This window comes from Candidatus Uhrbacteria bacterium, from assembly GCA_016699205.1.
Lineage (GTDB): Bacteria > Patescibacteriota > Patescibacteriia > 2-12-FULL-60-25 > 2-12-FULL-60-25 > CAIXDN01.
In genome coordinates this window covers 415,369-436,246 of sequence record CP064964.1, presented here as the reverse complement: position 1 = coordinate 436,246, position 20,878 = coordinate 415,369, and the positions used below count along the sequence as shown (strand labels likewise).

Genomic DNA, 20,878 nt, shown 5'->3' with positions numbered 1-20,878 from the left:
CCATATGCTGGAAGATATTAAAACCGGCCTCATCGACCTTGGGCTAACCGACAAAGAGGCGGAAGTCTATTTGGCGATGCTTGAGCTTGGTCCAAGCAGCGTCCAAGACATTGCAAAACGTGCCGGCGTGAACCGTTCAACGACCTATGTCATGATTGAGGGCTTGAAAAAGCACAGTCTTGTCTCGATGTTTGAGAAAGGAAAGAAGGTGGTCTTTGCTGCCGAGAATCCTCAAAAGCTCATGGCGATTGTGAGCGAGCATATGGGGCTCTTGGAAGCCAAGCGCGATCGTCTCTCGCAAACCCTCCCGCGACTCCTGGCGATTTTTAACGCCGTAGAAGACAAGCCACGTGTCCGTTTCTTTGAAGGCGATGCAGGCTTGGTGAGTATCCGAGAGGAAATCGCCTCGAGCAATGAACCAATTTGGGAGCTCTATGCAGTCGATGACATGCTCATGGACTTGGTGAACATTGAGCCGGAAATGCGCATCGAGCGCTCAAAGAAGTTGCATGGCCGCGCGCTTGTAACCATAAAGCCAGGATTCCAGGTTCCGTATTTTGATATAGAGGGAATGGAGGTCCGTGAAATAGATTATTCCAAAATACCCTTCACAGGCGATCTTGGGATTGTTGGATCGCGCGTCTATATTCTTTCCCATCGATCGCGCGGCTTAGGTGTGATTATTGATAGCGCAGATATCGCCGATATTATTAAGGCGCTGTACGAGATGGCTTGGAGCTGTGCGATTCCATGGACGCCGCCAGCCGATTGGGGAAAGAAGCAATAAGAACAAAAGCGCGCCCCGTCCTAGATCTAGGCGGGGCGCTTGTATATCAGTTGGTCTTGTTGATCTTCTCGGGTGGCAAGTCCGATTTCTTCCAGAACGCCCCGGGGCAGAGGGCGGGCAGCGGCCAAGTCGGAGCACGGAGGCCTCCGGGGCCGGTCCAGAACACGACGTAGTAATGCACGAGGGTAGGAGGCGCTGCGTTCGGTCGACACCGAATAGCGATGTCCGTCTTGATGAGCTTCCGTCGAGCCATGTCCGCAGAGGGAATCTCTGAAGTAGCTCGAGTAAGTCTGGTTTCTGCGTGCATAACAGCCATCTCCCTGCCCCGGAGATGCGATCCGCCCACGTTGGGGCTTACGTCCGGTCCCTGATGGCGGCCGCAAACAATATCGTTCGGCGACCTGCCAATAGGTCCGGCGAGGCGGACAATCCGCGTTTCAAGCGGACGAGTTACCTAATCAGAAATAATGAATTCTGTCAACCCTGCTGGGTTCGGATCGGATAAATAAAAGCGGCCCGCGACACACGGAGAACGTGTCGCGGGCCTATGTGAGCGTGCCCCGGAATTCGCTGCAACTCGACGGAACGGCAGACGGTTGGTCCGCAAAATAGATCGATCCACCACCGATAGCTAGCAGGCCGGCAGCGCGGCCTTAAGGGATGGCAGTCTCCCCGAGTATCAATCAGACAGAAGATGAGGTGTCTGGATTTTGGGTTAAAGGCCGATCAATATCCTCATAGTTCTTGATCGGCCTAAGGCCTGCCTCCGCAGCCACAGTTGGCGACAGGCCGAATGTACCAGACACGTGCCGAGACACACTGAGTTCTGTGCTGACTCACCCAGTGCGCTCGACGAGTCACGGTGCGCCCTTCCCGGCGCCCGGGGCCAGGGGATGATCCATGGCGAGTTCTCCGTTGCGATGATCGCGGACGATATTGTCCGTGTGTCTATTCTCTCGTTTAACAAAAACCATGTCAATCAAGCGAATTTTTATAAAAGTCGAGGTTCTTAGCCAAGAAATACTGCAATAATTTGGCTGATATTAGCCATAAAAAACAAGCATTTTGATTGACAAAAGGCCCAAAAAGTGCTAGAGTGGTTAGTTCCAATGAATGATTCTGGCCGGATTGGAACGCCGGTCTTTCACAGCTCGACAACCTCAAACCAACACGGTGATTGAATGAAGAACATCTTCGCACTTCTCGTCTCGGCAACGTGCCTCATCGGCTGCAATCTCGACACCTCGCCGCTCCCGTCCGATCCCGCAGGGGACACGGACGCCGGGCTGCCGGACGCGATGCAGCCCCAGATGGACTGCACGCCCGGCGAGATCCGCGATGAGGTCTGCCGCACCGAGTGCGGCGCGGACAACTCGTACTATGTCTGCCGGCCCACCAGGGTCTGGGAGTGCATGGTGCTGAACCCCCTCCGCTGCGAGACGCCCGAGCCGGATCCCGATCCGACTCCCGATCCCGACTGCGATGACGCCGTCTACTGGCGTGACGCAGACGGCGACGGCTACGGTAATCCGACGGACTTCATCGTCCGACCGGACTGCGACCCTGTCCCCGCGGGCTACGTCCTCGCCTTCGATCCCGACTGCAACGACTCCGATCGTTCGTCGCGCCCCGGCGGTTACGACCGCTGTGGCGATGGTATCGATCAGGACTGCAGCGGACGCGATCTCGATTGCGCCGCCGCCTGCACGCCTACCGCAGAAGTCTGCGGCAACGGCGTCGACGAAGACTGCGATGGCATCGCCGACGACGGCTGCGTTACGGGCTCCGCGTGTGAACGCGACGCCCGCTACCACACGCCCTGCGTGCTTCCCGCAACTTCGTCGCGCTGCGCGATGGCCGGCGTTTGGTCCTGTGTCGATGGCACGCTCATGTGCGCGCTCACCGTTCCCGTCGCCTCCACCGAGGTTTGCGGCGACGGTCTCGACCAGGATTGCAACGGCTCGGACATCTCCTGTTCGTCTGCCTGCACGCCGCGCACGGAAGTGTGTGGCGATGGCATCGACCAGGACTGCAACGGTCTCGATATGGCCTGCCCCTCCGGGTGCACGGTTCGTACCGAGGTCTGCGGCAACGGCATCGACGAGGACTGCAACGGGAGCGATCTCGCATGCACCTCGACGGGCCGCCGCACGGTCTACGAGCTCTACGTTCCGGGCGATTCCTGGGACCCGCGCTCGTTCCGCCTGCGCAACGGTTCCTGGTGGGGCGACGAGAACATCGTCACCTGCCTGAACACGGGTTCGCAGGAGATGCAGTCGATGGCTGGCGGCTGGCATGTCTGCGTGACCAATGGTCCGGTGAATCCCTTCATCGGCTCCTATCGCGCAGCAGGCACATCCTCCGACCTCTCGACCTTCGACACCTCGCTCGGCGCCTGTGCCATGGCGAGCGGCATCCTCTGGCGCGTCCATGACGAAGCCACGGGAGCCAATCTCATCACCTCGGGGTTGTCCTGCGACACCTCTACCTCAGGTGGTGCCCCCAGGCATCGATTCTGAGCACTGCTCCAACCGGGCGCACTCTTCCGACATCTGTCGGAATCGAGTGCCCCGGTTTTTGCTTGCCTTATTGGTAGCTTTGTTGCTTAACCAAGACAATTTTTTCGCGATCTGATACACTCCGGTCCCGGTTTGAATCTCGCCCCAAGGTATTGACATTTCTTTATTTTTGTGCGAAGTTCATCCGGCTCTGTCACAAACCGAGTTCGATGCGCCTCCGTGGGCGCTTTCAGCTAGTTTCACGGAAGAAAGGGTCCGTTCATCATGGTTCGTCCGCCCCCGCTCCAGAATCGCCTCATCCTGCTGGTCAGCTTGGCTGCCAGCATCGCCATCGCCGGGTGTAGCCCCCTCACCGGAGGCAACATCCAGCCCCTCGTCGAACCCGGCACCACGTGCTCGGCAGTACAGCGGGGAACGTGGCAGGCCTGCCTCGGCTCCGACGGTACGTCCGTCTGCGCCTTCCAGACCTGCGATCTCGTGACCAACGTCGCGAGCGTCTGCTGGCAGGTCACCTGCCCCGCCACCGTGCCGTCGCCCGTCCCGGGCACGCCCACGGGCATGGGGGAGTGTGATCCGCCCGGCTCGGTCAACCCGAGCTGCACCACCACCGACGGAAGCCTGCGTCCAGGCTTCCAGTACTGTGATGCGGGCAACAACTGGGGCGAGTGCATCCCGTACGCGGGCATGTCCTACGACGCCGGAACTCCCGGCGACGGCGGCATGAGCACGGCCTGCAGCACCGATCCCGACGTCGTCGGAGCGGTGTCCTGCACCGCCGGCCTCGGCGTCTGCGCAGTCGACGGCGTCTGGATGTGCGATCCCTCCGATGCCAAGTACTGCTCGGCCATGGCCAACGAAGCCGCTCGCGGATCCGAGGGCACCGTGCCCGACGGTCTCGACAACGACTGCGACGGCGTGGTCGACAACAACATCTCGCAGTCGTGCTTCCCGTTCGGCTCCGGCAACCCCGGCGTCGGCATCTGTCGCTACGGCTCGCGAGACTACAACCCGGGAACGATGACCTGGGGCGACTGCGTCGGAGCCATCGGTCCTTCGACCGAGGTCGCCGACAACGAGGTCGACGAGGACTGCAACGGCGGTCTTCTGCTCTCTGTCGCGTGTGGCGCGGATCCGCGTGTCGATGATCCTTGCAGCGCCGGCATCGGCGCCTGCATGGGCATGGGCACGTACAGCTGCGCGGGAATGGAGCTCGTCTGCTCCGCCACCGCCGGCCTCCCGGCACCCGAGACCTGCGACAACCTGGACAACGACTGCGATGGCTCGACCGACGGCAACGTCGAGAGCTGCTACTCGGGTCGACCCGGCTCGGCTGGCATCGGCGAGTGCCGATCCGGCACGCGCGTCTGCACCGCTGGCGTCTTCAGCGCCTGCGTCGGCGAGGTCGTTCCCGCACTCGAGCAGTGCGGCGACTTCGAGGACGAGGACTGCAACGGCATCAGCGATGCCTGCGTGGTCTGCGGATCCGATCCGCGCATCGTTCCCACGCCGACGGCGTGTAGCGAGGGCATCGGCGCTTGCCGACGTGACGGTCTCCACACCTGCTCTGAAGGCGTGGTCTCCTGCAACGTGACGGCTGGTGCCGCGGTCGACGAGACCTGCAACGGCATCGACGACGACTGCGACGGCGTGGTCGACGAAGACGTCGTTCGCACCTGCACCAGCTACTCGATGACGCTCGCGGGTCGCGGCATCTGTATGCCCGGCACGCAGGCCTGCATCGCCTTCAGTGAAGGATCGCCCGTCTGGGGCTCCTGCACCGGCGAGGTCGGTCCGGCGGCCGAGATCTGCGGCGACACGATCGACCAGGACTGCAACGGGAGTGATCTCGCTTGCTCGCCTGGCTGCGGCGGTTCTCCGACCGGCGGTGCTTGCACCTTCGGACGCGGACGCTGCGCTGCACCCGGCACCTTTCAGTGCGTCGGCGGCGTCGGTGGCTCGATTCAGTGCGTTCCGACGACGACCCCCCTCATGCCGATCGCCGAGACCTGCAACGCGATCGACGACAACTGCGATGGCATCGTCGACAACGACGTGCTCGCAGGTGGGTCGCTGACCCAGTCGTGCTTCCCGTACGGGTCTGGCACGAGTGGGCTCGGCATCTGCCGGAACGGAACCCAGACCTGCTCGGCCGGCGCCTTCGGTGCCTGCGTGGGCTCGGTCGGTCCTGCGACGGAAGTCTGCGACAGCCTCGACAACGACTGCGACGGTGGAACCAACGAAGGCCTCGTGTGCGGCGGCAGTGATGCCGGCCCGCCCCCGCCGGTCGACGCTGGTGTTCCGATGACGGACGCGGGGATGGACGCAGGTCCGCCTCCGGTCGACGCCGGCCCTCCGCCGGTCGACAGCGGTCCGCCCTCGGGCTTCGCCGCCACGCAGCGCAACTTGTGCCGCGCGGCACGCGTCGCGAGCGGGTTCACGGGCGTCGTCTCGACGACCTACGACCTCGCTTGCATCACGAGTCAGTTCGGCACCTGCGGTGTCGGCTGGTCCGTGGTCATCTACGACCATCTCGGCTGCGGCGTTCCGTCCGATCCGGGCGTGAACACGGTGACCGTCGATCTCGCCTCCGTCTCCGGCGGCGAGTACCGCACCGGTCTCTGGTGCAACGATGGTACCGATCGCCGCATCTGGCCGGCCCCGCGCAACGTCGATCCCATCTGCGTGACGAGCTTCGTCACGCAGGGGGTCAACCGCACGGTGGACGGCGCGGTCTGCCCGGGCGCGCCTGGAGGCATCCTGCTCCCGACGTTCCCTGCCAGCCCCACGGGCCTCGCGGTCTCCTGCCCGGCGCCCTGAGCTCGCTCCTTCCCGCATCGGGTGCGGATTGATTCCGCACCCACACTCTGACCCCCGCATTGCGCAAGCGATGCGGGGGTCATCTTATTTCCCGTATTTTTGCTATAATTCGATCAATGTCGTCTTTGGTCCTTCCGGAAACCCAAGCCCAGTCGATTTGGCCGCGCATCGGCTGGGGACTTTTTTTGTTATGCTTTCTCGTCGGCATGGGCGTTGCTGCGGGTGCACCGGTCGCGATTACCTTTGGTCTAGCCTCATCTGTCACCGCTCTCATCGCTTGGCGCTTTCCTTTTCCTGTTTTCAATATCTGGATCGCGCTCTCGATGCTGCTCGGTATCCTCGTCGGCATCTATACGGGAGAGGTTCGTATTGGTGAACGTGTATTCTCGGCTTATGTTGAGCTCGCGGTCGGAGAAGTAATCGCGCTTGGAATCTTGGCAGCCTGGGCTTTTCGCATTTTGACGCTCTGGCGCGGCCGTAACGATCGCAACTGGGAACCGTGGCTGCCCTTGCTCCTGCCATTTCTTGCTTTGATCGGCGCACATATTCTCTCCGGCTTTTCAGAAGGGGAGCCGGCTTGGGGAGAGGTGGTGAAATTCGTCGGCCGCTATCTTGTTTTTGTTTATCTGACATCGATCGCCCTCGTCGTGAACTTTGTTCGCTCCAAAAAACGTCTGCGCGATGCACTACTCATTCTGTTTCTCGTCGGCATCGCCTTTGCGCTCGATGGTCTGCGCAACATGATCTCCTTCGACGGCGGCTTCTCGCTCAACCGCGCGATGCCAGGCCCGATTCTGGAAGTAAATCCGCTCGGCGGAAACCAGCACTCGCTCGCAGAAGTCGAGTTGATCGCCATTGCTTGCGGTCTTGCCCTCGCCGCCTTGCTCAAACCAGGTCCGACGCGCCGCTACATCTACGCCGCCTGCGCCTTCATGTCCGCCATTGTCATCCTTACCTTCTCCCGCACGGCTTGGATTGTTGTACCGATCCAGCTCGCCATCCTTTTTGCAACGATCTGGCGAGACTCTTGGAAGACCTATCGAAAAGAACTCATCGCTCTCGTTTTGATTGTGCTTCCGCTCGCCGGAATCCAGCTAACCTACTCGCTCTCACGCGGAGCTATTAGTTCGATCGATTCCCGGGCCGCTCTCACGCAAATCGCCGTCGAGTTATTCAAAGACTCTCCCTTCATCGGTGTTGGAGCTGGAACCTTTGTCGATCGCGTCGCCCATACCTATGCCTTCACACTCGAGTTTGGTCCGGCTTTTGATGCGCACGGCTTGATCTGGAAAGTCATGGCAGAAACCGGTCTCGTCGGTCTCGTTGCATTGGCGTTGATTTTTATCGCCCTCGCGCGTGAAATCAATTTCGTACTTCACAGATTAAGTCCCGGAAAGCCGGAAACCATCGCCTACATGTATCTGCTGGTCGGCGTTATCGGCATGTTTGCGTACGAGCTGACGAGCACGACCTATTGGACGCCTCGTCTGTGGCTCCCGATTGGTTTGCTGTTGGCTGCCGGACGCGTCTTCCTCGAGCGTGAGGCCGGACGCGACCCGGATTTTTTAAGAGGATTCAATGGCTAAACCTTTACTCGTCCAAGTAATGTGGACTTTGGGCCGCGCCGGAGCCGAGCGCATGGTTTTGGATTTGTGCCGCTCTCTCTCTAGCGACTATCGCATAGAAATTATCGCCCTCGGCGGGGGAGGCGACATGGAAGCCGACTTCAAGGCCGCCGGAATCGATGTCACGATCGCGCCATCTACAAGAACCGGTTTGAATCGACGTAAACTCATCGACTGGCTCATCTCGCGCTGGTCAGAACATCGTCCTGATTTGGTCCACACGCATCTTGGTGCTGATGTCTGGGCTGGTTTCGCATGCCGCAAACTTCGCATCCCGCAAATCATCACCGCACATAGCCATGAACCTGGCCTCGCGCTTCCTGTCCGTCTGCTTAGACTCCAGGCCTATCGCGGAGCCAAGCACGTTGTGGCTGTTTCCGACTCAGTCGCTCGCATGGTCGCTAGGCAGTACGGCGTATCGACGACGCGCCAATCCGTCATCCGCATCGGTATCGATCTAGCGCGCTTCATTCCGCGTGACGCGTATCAGGCAAGCGACATGCCGCATCTCGTTACCGTCGGACGTCTATTGGAAGACAAGGGCCAAAGCTTGCTCCTCGACGCTCTCGCGGATATCCGTCGTCCCTGGACGCTGGAGATCATTGGCGATGGACCCGAGCGTATCTCTCTCCAGCGTAAAGCCGAGATGCTTGGCATCATGCCTCGTATAAATTTCGCCGGTTCCGTCGCTGATGTTCCCGAGCGTCTGCGACGAGCTGATCTTTTTTTGCTCGCTTCCCGCCACGAGGGACAAGCTATTGCTGTTCTCGAAGCTGCGGCTTGCCAGGTTCCTATTCTTGTAAGCGATCTTCCGGTCTTTCACGAAACCTTCCCGCCAGACGTCCTGAATTTTGCTCCAGTCGATGACGTGCGCGCCTGGTCCAAAGCCATTTCCGATATCCTGAACCAATACGGAAAAGCCCTCCAGCAATCCCTGGCCAGCCGCCACATCGTGCAACAGTCCTACTCACTTGAGGCGATGAAAACATCGTACGATCAGCTCTATCGCAAGCTACTTGGTGTACAATAGCCCAGATGCGCATTCTTCAGGTAAACAAATTTTTTGATCTCCAAGGCGGTGCCGAGGTCTACATGCACGGCCTCATCGATGAGCTCGAGAGCCGCGGCCATGTCGTCCACGCCTTCTCGACGCTTGGCGTGAAAAATCTTCCGTCACGCGACGAAAGCTATTTTGTTACGCGCTATCACCTCGACCGCTCCGACGGACTTTGGACCGATCTCAAAAAAGCCAGAAACTTTTTATGGAATAGCGAGGCTAAGCGCGCCTTTGCCCGCATGCTTGATGATGTAAAACCGGACGTCATCCATCTTCACAATCTCTACCATCATCTTTCATCCTCGCTACTCCCGGAAATCACCAAGCGCGGCATCCCATGCGTGCAAACCCTGCACGACTATAAGCTCGCCGCACCAAACTATCCGATGTTTGATCACGGCGCACCTTGCGAGCGCAGCAAAGGCGGCAAATACTACAACGTAATCCTGCATCGTTGCCTATCGGACAAGTTCATCTACAACGCACTCGCGGCGATTGAGATGTATTTCACCAAATTCCGCCAAGCCTATGAGCGGACGGTCTCGATCTTTCTCTGTCCATCACGTTTCATGAAAGAAAAGATGGAAGACTGGGGCGAGCCAGCCGGAAAACTCCGCTACGTTCCAAACCCAACCGATTGGATTGAAGAGCCCGCTGTTCGCGGCGGGGGATACCTGATTTTCGCCGGACGTCTTTCACAAGAAAAAGGTTTGGAAAGTTTTATCGAAGCCGCTTCCAAAGTTCCCGAGCTTCCGATTAAGATCGCAGGCCGCGGTCCGCTGGAAGAAAAATTGAAAACACTTGTGAAAGAAAAAGGCGCGCATCATATCGAGTTCCTCGGCTTTGTCGCACCCGCAGAATTAAAGAAGCTTCGCGATCGCGCCGAGGCGCTCGTACTCCCGACATTAAGCTACGAAAACGCGAGCGGCTCCGTTCTTGAAGCGATGTCGAGCGGCTTGCCATGTCTCGTCACGCGCACCGGTGGAAATCCAGAACTCGTCGCCGATGGAGAAAATGGCTTCCTCGTAAAACCCGGCGACGCCGAAGATTGGCTACGCATTCTCCGCCGTTTTCTCGCCACCCCTACGGAAGTCCGCGACCAAATGGGCCTCAAAGGCCGCGAACGCATCCAGGCTCGTCATCTCTGGAAGAATCATGTTGATAGCGTATTGGATGCTTATCGCGATGCAGGGGCGAAGGGTTGACATAACATCAAAATATTGCTAATTAGAGCGCACGGGGATATGCCCGTGCGCTCTTTTACATCGAGGTTTCTGTGATCCAGCCCCACGCGTACCAGGTTCCGATCATCAGGGACGTGGCCAAGGCGCTCAAGCGCGACGGCAAGACGCTCATGGTGATGGCTACCGGTACCGGCAAGACCATCACGGGAGCGCTCGTCGTCCAGAAGATCCTTCGCTCCAAGGAGCGGATGCTTTTTCTCTGTCACACCAACGACATCCTCCGCCAGTCCATGCTCGCATACGGCAAAGTCTTCAACGGCAGCCGTTCCATGGGCATGTTCACAGGCGAGGAGAAGGTCGACCCAAAGACCGTCCAGTTCCTGTTTGCGTCTTTCCAGACGATGAACGGCTGGAAGTCCAAGTTCGATCCCAAGGCCTTCGACATGATTGTGGTCGACGAAAGTCACCATGCTCAGGCCGAGACCTATCGTCCGACGATCGAGTATTTCCGTCCCAAGTTCCTGCTTGGCAAGACAGCGACTCCCGATCGCGAGGACGGTAAGAACATCCGAGACCTCTTCGGGACTCCATCGGTCACGCTCTCACTCGAGGAAGCGATCGCACGCAAGTATCTCTCGGACATCGACTACAAGTTGATGACCGTCGGTACCGCATCGCGTGACGCAATCAATGAGCTCAAGCGCCGCGTGCAGGCAGGGGAGCGCATCACGCTCCGCGAGCTCAACGACAACATCTTCATCGAGCGGCTCGACAGCGACATCGCTGATGACATCCTGAGCTACAAGGCGCAGGGGATCATCTTCTGCACCGACATCAAGCAGGCAGAAGGTATGGCTAAGCTCCTCAAAAAGGCGCGGCCGTACCACAGCAAGCTTGATCGCAATGAGCTCGATGCTGATCTCGAGGGATTCCGTCGTGGCCGCATCAAGTACCTACTCACGGTGAACATGTTCAATGAAGGTATCGACGTTCCGGACACGGAGCTCGTCGTCTTCCTTCGTTCGACTGAGTCCCGGACGGTGTACCTGCAGCAGCTTGGGCGCGGGCTTCGTAAGTCGCCCGGAAAGACCAAGGTCACGGTTCTCGACTTCGTCGGCAACTGCGACCGTATCAAGATGGTCTCGGACTTCATGGGCAAGATCGACGACTTCGGTCCCAAAGGAAAGGGCCCCAAGCGCGGCCCACGGATCAATCGAGAAATCGATGTCTCCAGCATCATCTTCGAACTCGATGAAGAAGCTCGCGACATCCGCGACATCATGAGTCGGATCGACGTCGAGTTCTACCCAACCATGAAGGAAGCGATGGAGGCGGTGAGGAGGATCCGGGGAATTGATTCCCGTCCTTCCTACAACCTCCGCTATCGCAAAGACCCTCGTCTCCCTTCAAATCCTGAGAAGATCTACAAATCCGAATGGAAAGGTTGGACCTACTTCCTCACGGGAGGTGAAGGCTGGTTCTACCCAACCATGAAGGAAGCGATGGAGGCGGTGAAGAGGCTGGGGATCAAGGGTCAGCGCGAATACTATGAGCGCTATCGAGAAGACCCCCGTCTCACGTCTAGGCCACACATAGCATACCGATCGGAATGGAAGAGCTGGACCTACTTCCTCACAGGAGTCGCCAAGGTCGAGTTCTACCCAACCATGAAGGAAGCGATGGAGGCGGTGAGGAGGATCCGGGGAATTGATTCTCCGAAATCCTATCTTCGCCTCCGTCACAAAGACCCACGACTTCCGTCACAGCCTGAGAGGACCTACAAATCTGAATGGAAGAGCTGGACCTACTTCCTCACAGGAGTCGCCAAGGTCGAGTTCTACCCAACCATGAAGGAAGCGATGGAGGCGGTGAAGCGGATCAAAGGAATTGATTCAAAAGAGTCCTACAATCGCCTCCGTCACAAATGCTCTCGCCTGCCTTCGCACCCTGACCAGTTCTACACTTCCGAGTGGAAGTCCTGGCCCCACTTCCTCGGCAAGGTGAAGTAACTCTCAAAACGCCGTCACTCTCCTCGAGTGGCGGCGTTCTTCATTTCTATCCTTCTCTTTAATTAAAAATTCCGCTATGCTACGCTGTTCTTATGCGGCGTAGCATCCTATCGATACTCGCCATTGCGGCCCTAGTTACGGCCGTTTTTCCGTCTCCGACAGCCGCCGCCATCGGCAACGACCAGTCTCCCAAGCTCATCAACTTCTTTTTAGGCTACGAAATCAAGCCAGAAGACCCAGCAAAACTCGCCAGATGGGACATTGTCGTCCTCGACATGGACCAATCGTTTCAATTTCCTGATCGCGTCCGTGAAATTAAGCGCATCAACCCAAACATAAAACTGCTTGCCTATGTAAGTTCGAGCGAAATCTCCCAATCTCGCTACAACGGCGACTCGCGTTCACCCGGCGGAAAGCTCGCGAGCAGAATTCCGGAAGCCTGGTTTCTTCCGCGTGCAAATGGTTCGCGCGCAAGCTGGTGGCCGGGTGCCTATCTTTTGAATGCTTCAACGCTTTCACCATCCGTTGGCGGACAAACGTGGCGCACATTCCTCGGCCCATTCATCCGCGATGAAATCATGTCGACGGGTTTGTGGGACGGCGTCTTCCTCGACGCAGCGTACGATAACGTCACCGGTTTTTTTGGAAACGATCTCGATCCGGATCGCAACGGCAAAGCCAATACACCGGCAGAAATAAACTCCACCTATCGTAATGGCATGCGCGAGCTTATTTCCAATGTGCGACGCGCGATCGGGAATGACAAAATAATAATAAATAATTCGAGCGCGGTGTATGGCGATATCAGCAACGGTGTTTTATATGAAAATTTTCCGCGCTACGGCTTCACCGGCCCCTTTGCCGAGCTCCGAACCACCCTCGGAAAGAACCCGGAGCCCAAAGTAAGCGCCATCAACACCAATACGAATAATCGCGAAAACCCTAATGATTTCAGGCTGATGCGCTACGGCTTGGCCAGCGCTCTTGTTGCCGACAGTTTTTACTCATTCGACGCGGGTGATTCCGGCCATCATCGCACGTGGTGGTATGACGAGTACGAGGCTCCGATCGGCAATGCGCGCTCCGCGCCGCGTAATATTAAAACAGACGTTTGGTCTCGCGAGTATCAGCGCGGCATCGCCATCGTGAATGCGACAAAGAAAGCAGAGGACATCACCTTGCCTGGCGAATTTGAAAAACTGCGCGGCTCGCAAGATCCTCGTACGAATGACGGCTCCATCGTCACGCGCGTCACAGTTCCGCCAGAAGACGGTGTCGTTCTCATCCGTCGTTCAGAGGCGACGCAAGTTGTCGGCGCAAGTGTTCCGAACGGATCTTTCTTGCAAGTCTTTGATGCAACCGGCCGCCGTATCCGCAACGGATTTTTTGCGCAGCGCGATGACATCCCTGGCGGCGCCAACTTTCTTGCTGTCGATCTCGATCGCAACGGCTCGGAAGATCTTGTCTTTGCCAATGGTGGGGAAGTGACCGTGCGTCTCTCCGGCGCATCCGATAACCGCTTCCGCCCCTTCGGCAACAACTATCGTGGAGCGATTTCCATCACCGCCGGACAAACCGACCGCGACACGGCTTGGGAGCTCATCCTCGCACCAGACGGCAACTCCGCCCCCACCGTTCAGATAACCGATTTAAAGGGCGGTGTCCGCAAGTCATGGCTCGCGTATGAAGCCAGGTTCCGCGGAGGTGTTTCTATCGCAATAGGCGACTTAAACGGCGATAATCTTCGCGAAATTTTTACCGGAACCGGTACTGGCGGAGGCCCGCATGTCCGTAGCTTTAAAACAGACGGCGTCGCTTGGCGCGGCGGCTTTTTTGCCTTCGCTTCTTCCGAGCGTGCTGGTGTCCGTGTAGCGATCGGCGATATCGACGGCGACGGACGCGACGATCTCGTGACCGGTTCCGGCGTCGGCGCTCCGCCCAAGGTTCGGGTGTATGATGCCGATGGAAGACTCCGCTCGGAATTCGTACCATCCGGCGTAACAGCATCCCAAGGCGTCCGTCCCGTGCTGAGTGATATCGACGGCGACGGCAAACGTGAGATTCTCATCCCAGGTAGCGCTTTCTAATATGTCGACTTCTCCTCGCAAAAGTTCCGGCCTCGCACTTCACGGTGCGACGGTCGCTCTCACGCCCGCCCGCGCGGTCACGTCGCATTTGCGTCGCCGATATCATGAGAAGTATCACGGACGATACAGATTTGCTCCGCTCGTATTCGCTTTTGATCTTACGATCTTTGGTATCGCCGCCACGCTTGTCGCGATCAACATCGTTATTTACATGGCTGTTCCGGCTCCGACTCCTTCACTCGGTCTTATTTTTACAACCGCCCCGCTTAAAAGCGCCGCACCTCAAGCCTTGATTGCAGAGGTCGATGCTCGCGGTTCCGATTCAAAAGGCCTCGTCACGTTGCGATGGAGCTTGCCCGCTGGCACGGAAATTATCGAGGCAGATCCGCCGCTTAACGCTCTCGGAGAAGCAAGCTTAGGCTCAATAAAATCAGGTGAAAACGCGATCTCTCGTCTCGTCGTACGTTTCTTTGCGCCTCCCGGAGCATTGCGTTTTGGTTTTCAAGTAAACGATGGACAGCGCATTCTGACGGGTTATGAAAATAGAACGATAGAAAGTTCTGCCCTATTGCTCGAGCCGTTGTTTAACGGCGCAACACTGATCGATGGCCGTATCCCGACCCGAATATCCAATCGCAGCAACAGGCGTCTCGACGACATAACGCTTGTTGGTTTTGATCAATCATTCATCGAGACGCTTGAACCGGATCAGGATGAAATTATTTTTGCAGAGCCGGGTCACGCTTCCGCGCTCATGCGTGCTTTCCCTCTTGTTGAGCGTGAGTTCGTTGCCGGCCTCTCGGATCCAACGGCCATTGTCACGCTCCGTCCATCAACGGGGGACACGGCACGCCTCGATGTCAGCATGCCTTCTGTTGGCAAAGTCGAGGTCTATCACCCGGGTCTCGCGCATCCGCATACCAAAACATTTGATGTTCCTGCCGGAAATACATCGCTCAATATTCCGCTCGACCGTCCGGCCGATGATGCGGCTTGGTACGCCGTCGCTTCAACGCCAAAAGGATACGGTCCTATCGCAGAATCGCGCGTAACCACGCCTTTTAATGTCACATCCGCCATTCGCTACTACGCCACAACCGGCGATCAAATAGGTATCGGGCCTCTCCCGCCTCGTGTCGGCGAGGAAACACGTTACTGGTTCCAGGCGATGGTCGGCGCAACAACCAAGGATCTCTCCAATATCGTTCTGCGTATGCGATTACCCGCCGGCGTCATGCTCACCGGCCGCGACGCACTTCCTTCTGGCGGTGGTCTGTCAGAAGCAGAAGGCGATGTGATCTGGACGCTCCCATATCTTGCTGCCAACAGCGAGGGCGCTACCGTCCGATTTGAAATCGCTCTGACGCCAACGGAGAACATGCGCGGAACAATACCGGTGCTTATCCAGTCGATTTCGGGTGAAGCAGTAGAAGTTGTTTCCGGAATCAAACTAGAATCCCTCTCGGGTGGATTGGACGCCTCGCTTCCAGAAGATGTGCGCGCCAACGGAAAAGGAATCGTTCAGTAATTAAATAATCAGCATTGCATCGCCAAAAGAATAGAAGCGGTAATGATTGTCGATCGCGTGTTTGTACGCGCTCATCACGTTCTCGCGTCCGGCAAAAGAGGAAACAAGCACGATCAGCGTCGACTTTGGAAGATGGAAATTCGTCATCAATCCGTCAGCAATCTTGAAATCAAAACCCGGAGTAATGAACAAATCCGTGAACCCGCTCCATTCCTCGCGTTTTTCCGATTTTACGGCCCAACTTTCAAGAGCGCGCATCGCCGTCGTACCAACAACAATCACGCGTCTTCCTTCTTGTTTCGCTTTTTGAACCATTGAAATTGTCTCTTTTGAGACGTGCGCCCACTCCTCGTGCATCACATGCTCGCCAAGCGTCTCACTCTTCATAGGACGAAATGTTCCGATGCCGACGTGTAGGGTGACGAACGCCGTCTCTATTCCTTTATTTTTCAACTCGTCGAGCAACGCATTCGTAAAATGAAACCCTGCCGTCGGAGCCGCAACCGATCCGACGTGCTTGGCATACGCGGTCTGATACGCGGAAGTATTTTCCTTTGTCGCCTCCACATACGGCGGAACCGGAACCTCGCCATATTGATCGGCAAGTTCAAATACTTGATCCGGATGAATTCCAAAATCAATGTCGACCGTCCCGTCTTCGCGTTTCCCCATCACGCGCGCTTTGCTTCCATCCTCAAACATGACGCGGCATCCTGAATGCAGTTTTTTTCCCGGTCGAGCAAGAGCGATCCACATGTCACCATCCGGACGAAGTAAGAAAATCTCAACTTCCTTTCCCGCCTCGCGCGTATTCTTTCCGTAGATCACCGCCTTGAGTCTCGCCTTAAAAACTTTGGAATCATTAAAAATCAAAAGATCGCCTTTGCGCAAAAGTCCGGGCAAGTCGCGTACATGCTTATCCTGAACCATTCCTGTCTTTCGATCCAAAACCAAAAGCTTTGCCGCTTCACGCGGTTCCATTGATTTCTGTGCAATCCGCTCAGGCGGGAGGGGATAGTCAAACAGGGAAGTTTCCATTGGCGCTAGGTATAGCTAATTTTTCGCTTCCTGTCTAGCCCCAACCTTGACTTTTGTCGTTCAATTTCATACTATTCATACCGTTCATATCCTATGAAATCTAGCTTCAATCCCGACGACCATCTCCTCGGCTCCACCGTCATGGGTGAACGCGGCCAAGTAGTCGTTCCTAAGGAGTTTCGTGATAAAATGGGCCTTGAAGCAGGAGCTCGTCTCGTTGTCATGCAGCATGGCGACGGCCCCATCTGTCTCATCAAGGCCGATGAAATGAAGGAATTTGTTAAAGGTATGTACGATAAGATTAATTCGGTTCTAGGTAAATAAGCCATCATTACTAACAATCCGGTTTTGGAGGAAGCCGACTATTTATGGAAAACACCCAAGAACAGACAATGGTACCCAAGAAGTCTCGCTTCCGATTTTTAAAGAACAAGTGGTTTTGGATTATCTCCATCATCGTCCTCGGTGGCGCCTGGTTTGCATTTGGTCGCGGCGGCAATGAAGGCCCATTTTATGAAACCCGCAAAGTGGAGAAGGGGAATGTTGTCCAAACAGTAGAAGTCACCGGCGAAATTAAGCCGGATGCACGGTTGAACCTCGCTTTTTCCAGTACAGCCCCATTCGAAAGTATTTATAAAAAGGTTGGTTCGATCGTAAAACGAGGTGATGTGATCGCTGAGCTCCAGAGCCGCGATCTCCGTTTTGCCTCAGAGCGCGCCCGTGCCGCGCTCGCCATCGCGCAAGCCAACTTGGATGCGCGTCTCGCCGGAGAAACAAAAGAGACAATTGCGATCGCCCAAGCCCAAGTCGACCAAGCTAAGGCCGATCTCGAGGCCACGCGCTTGAACGTCCAAAATGAGTTACGCGTTTCTGAACTTGCCTTGGAAAAAGCACGCGTCGATTTTGAAACAAGTGGCAACACCTCCGAGCAGACCGTCTCCGCCTCCTACGCCAATCTCCGCTCGGCACTCCAAGGCGCACTCGGCCCGATGCGTTCCGGTCTTATCGATGGCGACGCGGAAATCGGCGTCGACAACACCTCGGCCAATGACTTGTATGAAGGCGTGCTCGGTATTTACGCGCGCGACGCATTTGAGCGTGCCAAGCAGGCGTACCCGATCGCCAAGAATGCCGTGAATGCCGTCGACACAGCGGCGCGCAACCTCACATCCTCGACACCAAATGAAACCGTTCTCGCGGTAGGCGAGCAGATGCAGGATGCGCTCCGAAAAACCCAGCTCTACCTCGATGAAGTTCAGAAGGTGCTCGCCGGTTCTATTACCAATATCAACTTGAGCGAGACGTCGCTTGCTTCCAAAAAAGCCGGCATCGATGCAGATCGTGCAAGCGTGAGCACAAATCTCACGAGCATCACCAACTACATCGAGACGGCGCGCTCAAGCTCCATCTCGCAAAGCGGTTCCAAAGAAACCTTGCAGATCGCGTATGACACCGCCAAGGCAAATTACGATATCGCGCAGAAAAATTTGGTGACGAAGGTCAAAACGGCAGAAACAAATCTTGCGATCCAGCAAGCAACGCTCGACTTGCGCCAAGCCGCCCCGCGCTCTGTCGATGTCGCCGGTCTCCGCGCCCAAGTCCTCGATGCACAAACCGCCTATCAGCAAGCCCGCGAACGCCTTGCGGACGTACAAATCATTGCTCCGGTCGACGGCGTCGTCACCGACATCATCCCGAGCATTGGCGAGCAAGTCGGCGCTAATGTCACAGCTGTGAAAATGGTCTCGACGGAGGGTTATTCTGTGGAAGCACTTGTTCCGGAAGCAGACATCGTCAAAGTTTCACCAGACCAAACCGTTGAGATCACGCTCGACGCTTTTGGAGACGATGTAAAATTTGTCGGCAAAGTCATTTCGGAAAACCCCGACCAAACAAAAGTCTCGGACGCTATCTACTACAAGGTCTACGTCGCTATCGACGCCGCCGGCCGCGACATCAAGCCTGGTATGACCGCCAACCTCACCGTGAAAACCGGCAATCGTGAGAATGTTCTCGTCATTCCGACTCGTTCGATCCGCGAGCGCGATGGCCAGCGCTATGTACGTGTCATTGCGGGTGGAAGCGTGAAAGATGCGGACATTGAACTCGGTCTCCGCGGTGATGAAGGCCGCGCGGAAGTCGTGAAAGGTTTGAGTGAGGAGCAGATCGTTGTCATTAGCGAGGTCTCTGCTGACGAATTCGGTAAATTGGAGGCTGAAGCCAAAGTAGGAAACTAAATTATGTCTAAGAATCCGGCTGTCATCCGCGTTGAGGGCTTGAAAAAAGCCTACTACAACGACGGAGTGCCGACGCATGTCCTGCATGGCATTGACTTTGAAATTCCCAAAGGAGAATTCGTGGCCATCATGGGCCCGTCCGGCTCCGGCAAGTCGACCTTGATGCAGATTCTCGGCTTCCTCGACACGCTCACGGGTGGAAAATATTTGTTTGAAGGTCGCGACGTCTCAAAAATGGAAGACGATGAACTCGCCGCCATGCGCGGAGAGAAGGTCGGTTTCATTTTTCAGTCCTTCAACTTGCTTCCAAAGACCACCGTGCTCGAGAACGTCATGCTCCCGCTTCTGTACTCGGACGTGCCGCTGAGAGACCGGGAAAAACTTGCTATGGAAGCCATCGATATTGTCGGTCTCCGTCATCGTGTGAAGAACCTTTCTAACCAGCTCTCTGGCGGTGAGCGTCAGCGTGTCGCGATCGCCCGCGCCCTTGTTCGCAAACCTTCGGTGATCTTCGCCGATGAACCGACGGGAAACCTCGATTCCAAAAACGGCCAAGCTGTCATGGATACATTGTTAGAGCTCAACCTGAAGAAAGGTCACACCATCATTCTTGTCACCCACGAGACCGACACCGCTGCTTACGCCGAGCGCATTCTCACCTTGCGTGATGGCCTCCTCGTAAGTGACCGTCGTCTAGACGGCGAGCGCCACAAACTCGGCGAGCGCGAGTTGAAGAAGTAATCCCTGACCACTGAAAACTAACCACTGCCCCATGCATATCCGCGACCTGATCAAATCGGCATTCGACAGCCTAGGGCGCACCAAGGGGCGCACAGCGCTGACCATGCTCGGTATCATTATTGGAATCACTTCCGTGATTCTGGTTTTATCGATAGCAGAAGCGGCCGAGCGTTATATCGTAAGCACGGTCAACTCATTTGGCTCGGGGCTCATCATTGTCGCTAATGGTCCGCCAAGCTCCGGTAGTTTTACCAACGCCTTTGCAGAAGAGGTTTTGACATTCGACGACTTGAAAGCGATCAAGCAAAAGTCCTGGATTGATTTGGCTATTGCGAGTGTTGAACAGAATGACAAAATCATTGCCAATGGCGTCGAGCGCGAGGGAAAAGTCACGGCCACGATGCCGGATGAAATCAAGTTTTACGATATCAAGCCCGCACAAGGACTCTTTCTCACGGAAGATGACATCGACTCCCGTGCGCGCGTTACGGTTCTTGGAGCGGAAATAGCCCGAGAATTATTTGGCGATGAAAGTGCCGTGGGAAAAACCGTGCGTGTGAGCCGGCAAAACTTCCGCGTCGTTGGCGTGATGGAAAAAGTCGGCACGCGCGGCTTTGATAATGTGGATCGGAATATCTATATACCCGTAACAGCAGGACTCGATCTCTATAATAAGAAGTACGTTCAGGCATTTGTCCTCCGTACCAACCTGCTCTCCATCACCGACGGCATGCGACGTATCCAGGATGTCCTTCGCGACCGCCACAATATTGATCTCGGGGAAGAGGATGATTTTAACGTGCTCTCACAAGAAGAGCTTGTAAAGACCGCGACCCAGATTACCGATATTCTCGGGATCTTGCTGACGGCCATCGCCGCTATCTCGCTGCTTGTAGGCGGCATAGGCATCATGAACATCATGTACGTCTCGGTTACGGAGCGCACCCGTGAAATCGGTCTGCGTAAGTCGCTTGGCGCGCGTAGCCGGGATGTCTTGTCGCAGTTCTTGATCGAGGCGATTGTCCTGACGGGCGTCGGAGGCATCATTGGGATTCTCTTGGGTATCGGATTATCGTATATCGCTATTCTCGCGATCTCGTCCTTCCAATCCGGCTGGTCTTTTGCCGTCTCGACGACTGGTATGGCGCTGGGATTTTTTGTTTCAACAACCATCGGCGTGATCTTTGGTTTTGCTCCTGCGCGTAAGGCGTCGCTACTTAATCCGATCGAGGCGCTCCGCAAAGACTAA

14 protein-coding genes are annotated in these 20,878 nt (G+C 56.4%); 13 read left to right on the top strand and 1 reads right to left on the bottom strand.

Translation table 11 applies throughout. From position 1 onward, the window contains the following. The first annotated feature begins 4 nt into the window (after positions 1-4). The 9 genes from IPH19_02155 (at position 5) to IPH19_02115 (ending at position 15,613) form a co-directional block, all read left to right on the top strand. Positions 5-787, top strand: a complete 783-nt coding sequence (locus IPH19_02155) for a hypothetical protein (GenBank protein ID QQR61243.1) — start codon at positions 5-7, stop codon at positions 785-787. 1,181 nt (positions 788-1,968) lie between these two features. After that, on the top strand, positions 1,969-3,306 hold the full coding sequence (locus IPH19_02150; GenBank protein QQR61242.1) for a putative metal-binding motif-containing protein: 1,338 nt from the start codon (positions 1,969-1,971) through the stop codon (positions 3,304-3,306). Positions 3,307-3,570: 264 nt separating this feature from the next. Further along, positions 3,571-6,123, top strand: coding sequence for a hypothetical protein (locus IPH19_02145; GenBank protein QQR61241.1), 2,553 nt, complete (start codon positions 3,571-3,573; stop codon positions 6,121-6,123). Between the two features lie 116 nt (positions 6,124-6,239). After that, a complete protein-coding gene (locus IPH19_02140; protein ID QQR61240.1) occupies positions 6,240-7,709 on the top strand; it encodes an O-antigen ligase family protein in 1,470 nt (489 codons plus the stop codon). Next, positions 7,702-8,778 carry a glycosyltransferase gene (locus tag IPH19_02135; GenBank protein QQR61239.1) on the top strand — a complete coding sequence of 359 codons (1,077 nt, stop codon included), beginning with the start codon at positions 7,702-7,704 and terminating at the stop codon, positions 8,776-8,778. Before IPH19_02140 ends, IPH19_02135 begins: the two co-directional genes overlap by 8 nt. A gap of 5 nt (positions 8,779-8,783) precedes the next feature. Further along, a complete protein-coding gene (locus IPH19_02130; protein QQR61238.1) occupies positions 8,784-10,010 on the top strand; it encodes a glycosyltransferase family 4 protein in 1,227 nt (408 codons plus the stop codon). A 71-nt stretch (positions 10,011-10,081) separates the two neighbouring features. Continuing rightward, positions 10,082-11,998: a DEAD/DEAH box helicase family protein gene (locus IPH19_02125; GenBank protein QQR61237.1), complete on the top strand. Its 1,917-nt coding sequence runs from the start codon at positions 10,082-10,084 to the stop codon at positions 11,996-11,998. Positions 11,999-12,090: 92 nt separating this feature from the next. Next, entirely contained in the window at positions 12,091-14,085 is a 1,995-nt protein-coding gene (locus IPH19_02120) for a VCBS repeat-containing protein (protein QQR61236.1), read from the top strand. A gap of 1 nt (position 14,086) precedes the next feature. Beyond that, complete coding sequence (locus IPH19_02115) at positions 14,087-15,613, top strand: hypothetical protein (GenBank protein QQR61235.1); 1,527 nt, start codon at positions 14,087-14,089, stop codon at positions 15,611-15,613. On the opposite strand, the gene queA is transcribed toward IPH19_02115, so the two are convergent. Next, positions 15,614-16,651, bottom strand: coding sequence for a tRNA preQ1(34) S-adenosylmethionine ribosyltransferase-isomerase QueA (queA, locus tag IPH19_02110; GenBank protein ID QQR61234.1), 1,038 nt, complete (start codon positions 16,649-16,651; stop codon positions 15,614-15,616). It abuts the gene before it with no gap. Positions 16,652-16,744: 93 nt separating this feature from the next. Between queA and IPH19_02105 the strand changes: the two genes are divergently transcribed. The 4 genes from IPH19_02105 to IPH19_02090 are packed head-to-tail and all read left to right on the top strand — an operon-like array spanning position 16,745 to position 20,878. Continuing rightward, positions 16,745-16,975: an AbrB/MazE/SpoVT family DNA-binding domain-containing protein gene (locus IPH19_02105; protein QQR61233.1), complete on the top strand. Its 231-nt coding sequence runs from the start codon at positions 16,745-16,747 to the stop codon at positions 16,973-16,975. 44 nt (positions 16,976-17,019) lie between these two features. After that, positions 17,020-18,888: an efflux RND transporter periplasmic adaptor subunit gene (locus tag IPH19_02100; GenBank protein ID QQR61232.1), complete on the top strand. Its 1,869-nt coding sequence runs from the start codon at positions 17,020-17,022 to the stop codon at positions 18,886-18,888. A 3-nt stretch (positions 18,889-18,891) separates the two neighbouring features. Further along, positions 18,892-19,629 (top strand): ABC transporter ATP-binding protein, encoded by a 738-nt coding sequence (locus IPH19_02095; GenBank protein QQR61231.1) that lies wholly within the window; start codon positions 18,892-18,894, stop codon positions 19,627-19,629. A 31-nt stretch (positions 19,630-19,660) separates the two neighbouring features. Then, positions 19,661-20,878, top strand: coding sequence for an ABC transporter permease (locus IPH19_02090; GenBank protein ID QQR61230.1), 1,218 nt, complete (start codon positions 19,661-19,663; stop codon positions 20,876-20,878).